The following is an 11,045-nucleotide window of genomic DNA, read 5'->3' as shown; positions in this document are numbered from 1 at the left end:
GGCCGCGCCGCGCACGCTCTGTTTTCCGCTCGAAGGAGCTACACCGCTACACCAGGCAATAACTCGGCAATCAGAAGCCTTATCCGCTGCGTAGCGCGCAGGCGCAGTCGGCCTCTCACACGGTACACTCATGCCGTAGTGAGCTGTTAGGCAGCTATCAAGTCGCGCCGAAATCGAACAAGGAAGTAAGAAGTCTGCCACGCAGCCGTCTGTTGGCGCGGCGGATCGTCGGATTTACGACGAGGCATCTCTGAGCTGCAGAGACGAGATCCACTCCAAACCTTCCATTTAACGAGTCCAGCTAGCTGGCACGGTTGTTGCCAACCGATGAATGTCAACCAAATAGGACAAAACAATGTTGCGATTATCCGCGGTCATGCTGCTCGCGCTCCTGCTTCTCCGACCAGCGTTTGGCGAGCAATCCAACACTCTTATGCCCCGCAACCTCGGTGGCAGGACAATGACGGAGTTTGCTGGAAATTGGTCTAGTGAGGATCGGAGCGCCGGCATCATTACACGCATATTGATCGACCAGCAATTCGACAAAGCCCTTGTTCATGGGTGGAGCAGATGTCGTCCTACCGACTGCGATTTGGGTATTGCGTGGACGCTGAGTTCCGAGGCCTACTATGGAATCCTAGAAGTTGAATGGCACTCTAGGCCCTCAGTGATACGCGCAGACTTGGCGCTGTTAAGAGGTGATCGATTGCAAGTAAGAACGAAAGTTCACTTCGCCGACGGCTCCGGCCGATCGGATTATACTTTCGTTGACTACCTTATCCGAGCACCCGAGGAGGCCTACCGCAAGAGCGATTACTCGCCAGCCACCGTCCTCAATACCGCAGGTTCATTGTTACGATCAAAAAGAGCGGCGGATCTGTCCTCGCTTTCGATCAGGTTATGTCCCTTGTTGAATGGGCTTGCTCGCTTCGTGTAAATTCGGCTCCGGCCCAACAGCGGATGGCAACGAGGCCAGAACCCTATGATCCATCAACTTGTATTGTTGCTTTTTTCATAGTAAGCGACGCTTAAGACCGGCGATGGATTGTGGGATTTGGGCGAGGACGCTGGCGCTAAGACCGCTCAGGATTGTTCACAAAGAGACTTCGTCGGTTAGACGCTGGCGATCACTCCTGCGCTGGTTTGATTCGACAGCGATCGCGGCCGAGGCCCGTGAGAAATGGCTGAGCTTTCCCGGCTACGGCCACCGCGGCGATGGCCGCGCCGGGCGTTGGCGCGACATGCGCCCAACTATAGTTCGTTGCTGAGTTCGAATACATGTCTGATTTTGCGGGACTTACGCCAAGCACGCTCACCTCGCCTCGGCGGCGATTTCACTCAGCGCTGCAGACGTCCATGTCGCTCGAACGCGTAGATCGGATTGATGCCGCAATAGGCGTTTGTGCCGGATGCGCTGGTCATACACTGGCCGTAGGTCGAGAATTGGCAATTGCCCGGATAGCCCCAAATACGTCCCTGAAGGCAATAGAGGTCCTGCGGAGCGGAGGGCATGCGGCTCCCCTCCCGCGGAGCGGCGGTGGAACGCGGTCCAGGACAGACGATGAAGGAAAGCGCTAGCGCAAGAATGCAAAGATAACGCATGAGAGTCTAGCCTCCGTTGAGTCTTGCCGAGGATAGCGGATCCGCACGGCATAGTTTGATCTTAGTCAAAGGCAAATAGCCGACCGCGCTCACTGCCAGGACACTGTCCGAGAAGAGGTCACAATCGCACACGAAAGCTCTCATTTGCGTTCGCTGGGCTACGGTATCTGCTTTTTCGATAAAGAGCGCGCACTATTCCTGCTGCTTCGGCGATCAAATTGCATTTTTGCAGCGTCATGCGAAGCCTTCGCGTTGCGGACCGGCGAAGCTCAGTGGATATGGATAGGACGGCCAGCAATGCCGAATTGGTTTCGGTGCTCGAACCGTCGGTCCACAAGGCTCGATCCCACGACTTGTCTGATCGGTCACGCCTACGTGCTCAAATAAGGAGGGCGCCCCTCTCTATCGGAGCGGCGGGAGGATCGGAATGAAAAGCCTTTGGCTTTCGTCACACTTGATGTCGGCCTCGGCTCTCGTCTAAATTGACTGACTTCAATTTGGAGGTCGATGCTACAAATTACCTGATGCAAGGATAGCTTCGAACGGCAGAATCGGTATGGCCCGTGCCGTCGCGAGCGCCAGGCGATCCTCTGGACCACGAAAAGCTGCTGGCCGAGAAGCTGGCGACAGTGCGCATGGATGAAGATCCTTCCGACGCAACCTTGGCAACGCATTTCTGACGGGTGGCGTCGTCAATCACCACGCCCGCGTGCCGCCGAGGCTTATGAGCTGTTGGATAAGATCCGCGAGCTAAGACCGGCCACTGACAAGGACGATGGAAGCAGGTCCGCGTACGCTGCAATGATGTTTGTTCGATGCGCGCGGCAAATTTAGCGAAGCACTTCACGAGCATAGGTGAGGCGCATGCTCACCCATGCGCGAGCCGCGGCGGCGTTATTGTTCACGCTAGCTGAATGAAATCAGAATACGCTTAATTATCGCAGAAAGAAGCAGACCGCTAGCGAATCAAGCGGTATGCATAACCAACAAACCAGCATGTGTTTGGTGTTTTATGAACGAGGATTTCTATCGGGCTCGGGCTTCCTTGGTCCGCGACATTGCTGAGCAAGCTGATCCGTTTACCAGGCAACGTCTCTTGAAGCTTGCCGATCAATATGAAGTCAAGGCAGGTAACCCGTCACGAGCTTCACGCTCCATAGCGCGCCCCATTCCGCTTGCGCCTACGCAGCCACGTGGTAAGGCGTGACCGGCTATTCGCGACTGACGACGAACGGCGCATCGAGACGCGCATGAAACCCGACACTATCTCAGTCATGGGAAAGCTGACGCTCGCTGGTTAAGAATTCGAACGCAACCAGACTTCCGACGGCCTAGGCAGATTTGCGCTGGCTTGCCGACGGCTTTTTGGACACCGCCGCCTTCTTCGGCTTCTTGCTTTCAATCGGCATCAGCATTTCCTTCTGGTCGCTCGCTGCCTTGCGCGGCTTCTTCGCTGATTTCGCCGGAACCGTTTCCTGCCCAACACTGCGGCGCAGCGCTTCCATCAGATCGACGACGCTCTCGCCGAGCGGCAGCTCCTTCGGTGTGATGGGTTTGCCCGCACGCTTGCTGTTGATGAGGTCGATGAGGGCCGCCTCATAGTGATCCTCGGACTTGTTCGGCTCGAAACGACCTGCTTTCTGGTTCACGATGGGCTTCGCAAGGTCCAGCATGTCTTTTGTCACTTTGACGTCCTGGATCTCGTCAAAATACTCCTGCTGGGAACGCACTTCTTAGGGATAACGCAGCAGGTTGCCGACCAGACCTTTGTCGAGCGGTTTGAGCGCAATGATGTGCTCGCGATTGGTCAACACCACACGCCTGTGCATCTCCCCGATCGTCTCGCGGATGACGGCGAGCGCATCATGCCCCACCTTGCCATCCGGCCGCAGATATATCAGGCCAAAGCGACGCATGTGAGTGCGCCCCAACTAGAAAACCCCGGCAACTGCTGCCGGGGTTTTCGCATTTCGTGATTCGGCGTGAGGCGGCTGGATCAGAAGTCCATGCCGCCCATGCCGCCGCCAGGCGGCATGGCGGGACCTGCGCCGCCCTTCTTTGGCAGCTCAGCGACCATGGCCTCGGTGGTGATCAACAGCGCCGCCACGGAGGAGGCGTTCTGGACTGCAGTTCGCACGACCTTGGTCGGGTCGATGATGCCTTTGGTGACGAGGTTGCCGTACTCGCCGGTCTGCGAGTCGAAGCCGTAGGCGTACTGATCCTTCTCAAGGATCTTGCCGACGATCACCGAGCCGTCTTCACCGGCGTTGATCGCGATCTGGCGAGCCGGCCAGGACAGTGCCTTGCGCACGATCTCGACGCCGGTCTTCTGGTCGTCGTTCTTGGTCCGCAGCCCCTTGAGCGCTTCGGTGGCACGGAGCAGGGCGACGCCGCCGCCCGGGACGATGCCTTCCTCGACAGCCGCGCGGGTCGCATGCATCGCGTCATCAACGCGATCCTTGCGCTCCTTCACCTCGACCTCGGTCGCGCCGCCGACGCGGATCACCGCGACGCCGCCAGCGAGCTTGGCGAGACGCTCCTGGAGCTTCTCACGGTCGTAGTCCGAGGTGGTTTCCTCGATCTGCGCCTTGATCTGGGCCACGCGCGCCTCGATGTCGGCCTTCTTGCCGGCGCCGTTGACGATCGTGGTGTTCTCCTTGTCGATCATCACCTTCTTGGCGCGACCGAGCATGTTGAGCGTGACGTTCTCGAGCTTGATGCCAAGATCTTCCGAGATCGCCTGGCCACCGGTCAGGATCGCGATGTCCTGCAGCATGGCCTTGCGGCGATCGCCGAAGCCCGGAGCCTTGACTGCTGCGACCTTCAGACCACCACGGAGGCGGTTCACGACCAGGGTCGCGAGCGCTTCACCCTCGACGTCTTCGGCGACAATGACCAGCGGCTTGCCGCTCTGCACCACGGCCTCAAGCAGCGGCAGCAACTCGTTCAGCGAGGAGAGCTTCTTCTCGTTGATGAGGATGTAGACGTCGTCCATCTCAACGCGCATCTTGTCGGCGTTGGTGACGAAGTAGGGCGAGATGTAGCCGCGGTCGAACTGCATGCCCTCGACGACGTCGAGCTCGGTCTCGAGCGACTTGGCTTCCTCGACGGTGATGACACCCTCGTTGCCGACCTTCTTCATGGCGTCGGAGAGGAACTTGCCGATCTCCTGGTCGCCGTTGGCCGAGATGGTGCCGATCTGGGCGATCTCCTCGTTCGAGGTGACCTTCTTGGTATTCTTCTCGAGATCCGCGACGACGGCCTCGACGGCGAGGTCGATCCCGCGCTTGAGGTCCATTGGGTTCATGCCGGCGGCAACCGCCTTGCCGCCTTCACGGACGATTGCAGCCGCGAGCACGGTCGCGGTGGTGGTGCCGTCGCCGGCCGCGTCAGCGGACTTGGAGGCGACTTCGCGCACCATCTGCGCGCCCATGTTCTCGAACTTGTCCTCGAGCTCGATCTCCTTGGCGACGGTGACGCCGTCCTTGGTGATGCGGGGAGCGCCGAACGACTTGTCGAGCACGACGTTGCGGCCCTTCGGACCGAGCGTGACCTTCACGGCGTTGGCAAGGATCTCGACGCCACGCAGCATGCGGTCGCGGGCGTCGACGCCGAATTTCACTTCTTTGGCTGACATATTGGTTTCCCTGAGTTGTCTTGGTCTCGTCTCACCCTTGGCGAGGCGCCCGGCAGGCGCTCCTCAGGGGTGAGCGGTGCGAGCGGTGGATTAGGCGGCCTTAGTGTTGGAAAACACGTGAGTGAGAACGCCCAAGATGTCGCTTTCCTTCATGATCAACAGCTCCTGGCCGTCGATCTTGACCTCGGTGCCCGACCATTTGCCAAACAGCACGCGGTCGCCAACCTTGAGGTCGATCGGGATCAGCTTGCCGCTTTCGTCGCGGCCACCGGGGCCAACGGCGATGATTTCGCCCTGCGAGGGCTTTTCCTTGGCAGTGTCGGGAATGATGATGCCACCAGCAGTCTTCTCTTCTGCATCAATGCGCTTGACCACGACGCGGTCGTGAAGCGGACGGAAATTCATGCAGCTCTCCTAGGTATTTGCGTGAGTTGACGGTTTCCCAGTTGCCAGCAATCGAGGCCCGCGAGTGCCAGCATGGGCGAGCTTGAAATAGGACGGTTTTCCTTAGGAGCAAGAGTTCGGAGTAGAAAAAAAGTATGCTACTTCGTTGCCCGATCTGCCAGTTCGCTAACGGTAAGAGGCCGCGACCATCGCTGCCGTGGTCATTAAGATTGGACGGAACCGGACGTGCGCCACTATCTCGATAACCGAGCGGCGATCGAGTCTCTCTCCTTGAGCTGGAAGCTGATTGGCGAACGCGACCATCAGGATACCATGCTTGGAAATCAGCCCGACTAGCTGTCAATAGCCCGTTGCCTGGGCCTCGTCAGCGTCAAGCAGAATCCCGGCATGTGGCGAGCAGCCTCCGAGTTAGATCCAAGATTCGAGCTCATGGTGTTATGTCGTAGCAAGGACCATAAGCAGGATCCCCGCGGCCGCAAGTACAACAGCGATTACGTAGCGCGTTGTGGTTTCCGACAGCCAACGAAGACCGATCGTGGTCCCTATCATCGCCCCTGTGACGGCTCCCAGTGCGTATAGCCATGTCTGCGGTGAAGGCAACTGTCCAGCGTAAATCGCGCCCACCAAGCCAACTGCGGAGTTCACCCATATAAAAGGGGCAGACAAAGCTGCTGTCTCTTTGGGTGAAGCCCAACGCATTGCGATAAGGACAGGCGCGAGAAAAACGCCGCCCCCGACGCCAGTGAGTCCCGAGACGAGGCCGATACCGGCTCCTGTCGTAATTGCGCCCCACAACGGCGTCTCACCATCAGGGATCGCTCTCCTAGATCGCCCAATCAACAAGATCGCAGCCGCGACGAGAAGGGCGACACCGGTGATAGCATCATAGAGATGGGGAGACAGGATTGTGTTTCCTCCAATCAGCGCAGTTGGCACCGAAGCGATTAGAAAGAGCTTCAACCTCTTCCAATCAATAAACCCACCGCGATTGAACAGCCATGTCGAATACGTGGCGGCAACGATGTTGAGCAACAACGCCGTCGGTCGCATCTGAGTTGATGGAAACGATGCAAGGGCCATGAGGGCAAGAAACGCGGTACCACCCGCCTGCCCAACAGTCGCGTAAAGAAGGGAGATGATAGCGAAGAGAATTGTCAGCATTGCAATCGGCAATTCAGCGTTCTGAGCAGCGGTGATAAGAAGCTTCCCTATCCAGATGGATTTACGAATGCGAGGAACGATTGGTTGATTAACGCACCGCTGCATGGCGGTGTCCGGGGTCTACACCGAGCAGTTCAGACCAAAGAGCCCACCAGCGGCATCTTTCTCTTTAAATGTCGGCGAAGATGTGGACAATCACTCAGTCGGGGCGAGATGAGTTTCTCGATCGCCGCGACGAAGCTGCATCCAACGGCTCGCCCTCGCTCATCGATACCGGCCCAACAGCATTCCGGGCCATTGTTGCGGATGCGACAATGTAAGTTGGGTTTCTGTCAAATCGCCGGGACCTCACCGCAATCGCAGCATCGAGCGAGGCGAACGCCCGCGCGGGATGCATGGTCAGACGCTGTATGCGAAGTACAGGTCTTCATTGTAGTCGTATACGTGGGCTTCATCGCCTGCGACATTCACAGAAAAGTAGGATGACGTATCGTGGTCGAAGCCGCCGTAGACACCGGAGCTCTTCGGCTTGAGCATCAAATGCGAACGTTCACCATGGTGGTACAGGTTCGGCAAAGTACCGGTTACGTAGCAATGCCTGCCGTAGTCATAACCACTGACTATTCCTTCTTGTACCGACACACTGATCCTGGAAGATGCGGAGACTTCGTAGTCGTGCACGCGCACAATTGCGCGCCCAAACGTGTGGGCCAACGCAACCGCAGCCGCAGCGGCCCGAACGTGCGCCTTCATATGTCCTCCTCTTGATGGATTTTAGAAGCGGAGCGGCCCGACGCCTCGATGTGATGCGCCGGCCCGCCCCTACATCGCCGGCGAGTTCGGCAATGCTTCCTTGAACGAAGCAAGCAGTGTGCCTAAGCCGGACTGGCGCTACTGCAAGCGGTTCTGCGAGGTCTGCCCTACCCCAACACTTCGCCGCGAAAGCCATGGACGATATTTCAGTCGCGACCTGGACATACTTATGCGTGGGCTCGACCCGCGATGGCACGTCGGAAACTCCCGCCAGGAAAGCGTAAGAGCAGAGCCACGACGTTGCTCTGCGGCCAAGATCCCAATGAGAATTTTTGTTGAAGCTTACGCTTCTCGAATGCTCAAGCGCTTCGGGGGCGTGAAATATCGATATTTGCCCGTGAGCGTTCTGTTAACGAACTGAAGACCGTGATCGCCATAGAACACATCCTCGCGCGCGTAGCCGTCGGCTATGGCCCCCTGATTGTTGCCTCCGACTGTCTTGCGGTTAGTCGACACCCCATAGCTGGCCGATGGCGAGCCGAACATTTCAAGTATGGCATCGCGCGGTGTGCCCAGTTTCAACCTATCAAACTGTTTGGCAGGAATCATCCCGGTTGCCTTGATGGGCTCAGCTCTCATTCGCGGGAGATCTTCAGATCCGATGGGCCTACGAACCACAACTTTCTCGATGCAGTGCGAATGAATTGGTATGCCAGGATGCGAATCCCACTTAATGTAGTGATCGGACCGTAAGATCTCCCAACCGGCTTCTGTATAGATGGCCTCCAGCTCTCCACGTGCGAACGACTTTTTGTGGCCAGTTGCCAATCCCTCCTTAGGGATAGGATGATCTGGTTGATCGAGCGTGTTGGTGAAGCAATGAAATCCTCCAGGCCGCGTTCGATCGACCAGGGCTGCGACGAGTGGTTTCCAGACGGTCCGTTCCGTGAAATGCAAGACCGAATGCGCAATGAAGACGTCGAGGTAAGGAGGGGGCTGGAAATATTCAACAGCAGCCACACCGCTTGTAACCTTCACGGCAAGATGGTTTGCGAGCCGATTCAGCTTGGAGATAGCGGCTTCAGATATATCGGTCGCGATAACCTGATGACCGAACTGAGCCAAATAGAGAGCGTTGCGCCCCTCGCCGCAGCCAAGCTCGACAACCACACTTTCCGCACGGAGTGCTGGCGCGATCTCGAAGATTTCCGGGCTAGGACCACCCATACATGAAACGTTGTGGTCGGCGTAGCCTGCATCCCACCAAAACGGTGAATGTCTCGCCTCGTCTTCCATACTGCCCTCATACTGCCTGATATTGCTCCTCAAGGGCAATCATCCTGTTGGAATAGAACGTTCGGACCATAATGCTCGAATACTTGAACCCTTTATGAGTAAGTCGATAAACATCTCCATCTGCCGAATTGACGAGGTGCAAAGACTCGAGCGCCTTCAGTTCTTCGCCAAAGTCCACTGCCAGTTCCCGCCCGAATAATTCAGCGTAATCTTTTCTGCTTAAGGCCGACAATGTGAGGCCAAGCAAGACGTAACGACGCACAAGCTCGTCCGGAGGCAGCTTAATTCCGTGCGATGCTATTGCCTCGGGATCGAACGGGCGATCCGAAAAGGCCTTGATAATTCGCGAAGTCGCACTCCGGTCTACGGCATAGTCCGTACTATAGTGATATTGGCCGAAATGGCTTCTGGCGCCAGCTCCCAATCCTAGCAGGGGCGTTCCCTCGAAGTCCGACACCTCCTGCCGATAGGCATGGTCGCCTGTGATCCTGGTGAAACGTGTAAAGGATTCCTGGCGGTAGCTTCTAGCTTCCATCAAAGCAGCGTTCTGATCGTAGACTTCATACTTTTCCGCTTCAGAGAAAAACAATTCAGGATTGTTCGTTTTCGACGCAATGATGTTCGTCATCGGACGAACAACAACGGGATAAAGAGAAACTGTCTGCGGCTCATAGTCGAGCACGCGGCCAAGCGAGAAGATCCAGGAGTCGCGGCTTTGGCCACGCAGGCCGTAAATCAGATCAAGGTTGACGTGAGGAAAGCGCTTGATGACGGCTTCGATTGCAGCTTCTGCAAACCTGACCGAATATGGTCTTCCGCAGTTCGCAAGTTCGTCCGACTCCATGCTTTGGATGCCCATGCTCATTCTATTGACGCCAAGCTCCTTCAAGCGATCCAGAAGGTTGTTATTGAAGGAGTCCGGCGCGGCCTCCACCGTAATCTCACATCGCCGGCTTCGTTTTGGAAATGCAACGTCGAGGGCGGCGAAGAGCTCGCCGAACTGATGCTGTGTTAGCAGCGTTGGGGTGCCGCCGCCAAAATAGATACTGACGACTTCTCGATCTCCGAAGTACTCTCCATATCGAGCGATGTGCTCCACCAATCGAGCAACGTAAGCCCCCTGGGTGGCCTGTCTATTGCGCGTTGTAAGAAAGAGCGTGCAATAGGTGCAGCGGTAGCGACAAAACGGAATATGAATATAGATGTTGATTTGCTTTGAGCGACTGGCCTGCTCAACAACATCAGTTATGCGGAGTGGCTGCGGGAGAACCCGATACGATCGCTTCGAAGGATAGCCATAGACATAGGTTGGAAGCTCCTTTTTCTCTATCTTCGTCCGAAGAAATTCCAGACGATCCATGACATAAATCCCTCAGTCGCCGTGCATGACCTGAGCGTTATGGACGCCTAGCCCAACCACTAGGATCGCGCGATCGCTCCTGCCGGCGCGCAGCGAGAGAAATTCAAGAGTTGTGCCAACCTTGCTGGAAGAGCCCAGAGAAAGTTCGTTCTCCATTTTTTCAATGACTTAACCGCGAGCGCTTGCACCGCTCGTTGTCCGAACATCACAGCGTCTTGGAAGCGACGACCCGACAACAGGGGCAGGATACCTCTTGAGAGCGGCAACGATCGTGCAGCGGTCCAGGACCGTTGCAAGATGAATCCGCTTCGACAACGGGTTGTGAACGCCTGATTTGGCGCGGCAATAGGGCGTTACCTGACGAACCCAAGCCGATTTCTGGAAACCAGTTTTCGGGGCGGTTAGCACAAGGGGTAACCGAAATCGTGCGGCGGCCATCAGCTAGCCCGGCCATCGGCGTCGGCACCTCAACCGACCATGATCCGCATCCGGGCCTATTTCCCGGGCCTTCAGTTCTCGGCCATGTCGGTCGGAACGCGGGCCCGCTGCCCACTGTCAATCTCGGCCTTCTTTACCCCGTCATGCAGCGTCTGCGGCGTGCAGCCGATCTTCGCTGCAATCGATGTCACTGCCGTCCAGCGAGACGGGTGCTCGCTGACATGATCCAGAACCATCCGGACCGCTCGGGCCCGGACCTCGGGTGAAAACTTGTTCGTCGTCTTGCTCGTCATGGCTCCATCCTCGCAGGAATTGGAGCCTCCGGCAAACCCCGGGCGGTTCACTGCTCTTTCTATGTAGTGGCGCACTAGCGGCCATGTCGCCCTTCACGTG

7 protein-coding genes and 3 pseudogenes are annotated in these 11,045 nt (G+C 57.1%); all 10 read right to left on the bottom strand.

Annotated elements, in window-relative coordinates:
• Positions 1-1,338 precede the first annotated feature (1,338 nt).
• Positions 1,339-1,602, bottom strand: a complete 264-nt coding sequence (locus NLM31_RS09600; protein ID WP_254128938.1) for a DUF3551 domain-containing protein — start codon at positions 1,600-1,602, stop codon at positions 1,339-1,341.
• 1,331 nt (positions 1,603-2,933) lie between these two features.
• Positions 2,934-3,497: pseudogene (locus NLM31_RS09595) on the bottom strand (Ku protein); the annotation flags it as partial.
• 101 nt (positions 3,498-3,598) lie between these two features.
• Positions 3,599-5,239, bottom strand: coding sequence for a chaperonin GroEL (gene groL, locus NLM31_RS09590; RefSeq protein ID WP_254192111.1), 1,641 nt, complete (start codon positions 5,237-5,239; stop codon positions 3,599-3,601).
• Positions 5,240-5,329: 90 nt separating this feature from the next.
• Positions 5,330-5,644, bottom strand: a complete 315-nt coding sequence (groES, locus tag NLM31_RS09585) for a co-chaperone GroES (RefSeq protein WP_254128936.1) — start codon at positions 5,642-5,644, stop codon at positions 5,330-5,332.
• Positions 5,645-5,827: 183 nt separating this feature from the next.
• Positions 5,828-5,980 (bottom strand): annotated as a pseudogene (locus NLM31_RS43405) (efflux RND transporter permease subunit); the annotation flags it as partial.
• A gap of 99 nt (positions 5,981-6,079) precedes the next feature.
• Complete coding sequence (locus tag NLM31_RS09580) at positions 6,080-6,910, bottom strand: sulfite exporter TauE/SafE family protein (RefSeq protein ID WP_254128935.1); 831 nt, start codon at positions 6,908-6,910, stop codon at positions 6,080-6,082.
• Positions 6,911-7,204: 294 nt separating this feature from the next.
• Positions 7,205-7,558, bottom strand: coding sequence for a hypothetical protein (locus tag NLM31_RS09575; protein ID WP_254128934.1), 354 nt, complete (start codon positions 7,556-7,558; stop codon positions 7,205-7,207).
• A 342-nt stretch (positions 7,559-7,900) separates the two neighbouring features.
• Positions 7,901-8,854: a methyltransferase domain-containing protein gene (locus NLM31_RS09570; protein ID WP_254128933.1), complete on the bottom strand. Its 954-nt coding sequence runs from the start codon at positions 8,852-8,854 to the stop codon at positions 7,901-7,903.
• 7 nt (positions 8,855-8,861) lie between these two features.
• Positions 8,862-10,214: a coproporphyrinogen-III oxidase family protein gene (locus NLM31_RS09565; protein ID WP_254192110.1), complete on the bottom strand. Its 1,353-nt coding sequence runs from the start codon at positions 10,212-10,214 to the stop codon at positions 8,862-8,864.
• 515 nt (positions 10,215-10,729) lie between these two features.
• Positions 10,730-10,945 (bottom strand): annotated as a pseudogene (locus tag NLM31_RS09560) (IS3 family transposase); the annotation flags it as partial.
• Positions 10,946-11,045 lie beyond the last annotated feature (100 nt).

It is taken from the genome of Bradyrhizobium sp. CCGUVB4N (assembly GCF_024199945.1).
Taxonomy (GTDB): Bacteria; Pseudomonadota; Alphaproteobacteria; order Rhizobiales; family Xanthobacteraceae; genus Bradyrhizobium.
The sequence above is the reverse complement of the archived record's forward strand: the minus strand, read 5'-3'. Positions and strand labels throughout refer to the sequence as shown.

What these genes read in the sequence shown, in the direction of transcription:
- NLM31_RS09600 (WP_254128938.1), bottom strand. Translation starts at nt 1,602, where the DNA reads ATGCGTTATCTTTGCATTCTTGCGCTAGCGCTTTCCTTCATCGTCTGT.
- groL (WP_254192111.1), bottom strand. Translation starts at nt 5,239, where the DNA reads ATGTCAGCCAAAGAAGTGAAATTCGGCGTCGACGCCCGCGACCGCATG.
- groES (WP_254128936.1), bottom strand. Translation starts at nt 5,644, where the DNA reads ATGAATTTCCGTCCGCTTCACGACCGCGTCGTGGTCAAGCGCATTGAT.
- NLM31_RS09580 (WP_254128935.1), bottom strand. Translation starts at nt 6,910, where the DNA reads ATGCAGCGGTGCGTTAATCAACCAATCGTTCCTCGCATTCGTAAATCC.
- NLM31_RS09575 (WP_254128934.1), bottom strand. Translation starts at nt 7,558, where the DNA reads ATGAAGGCGCACGTTCGGGCCGCTGCGGCTGCGGTTGCGTTGGCCCAC.
- NLM31_RS09570 (WP_254128933.1), bottom strand. Translation starts at nt 8,854, where the DNA reads ATGGAAGACGAGGCGAGACATTCACCGTTTTGGTGGGATGCAGGCTAC.
- NLM31_RS09565 (WP_254192110.1), bottom strand. Translation starts at nt 10,214, where the DNA reads ATGGATCGTCTGGAATTTCTTCGGACGAAGATAGAGAAAAAGGAGCTT.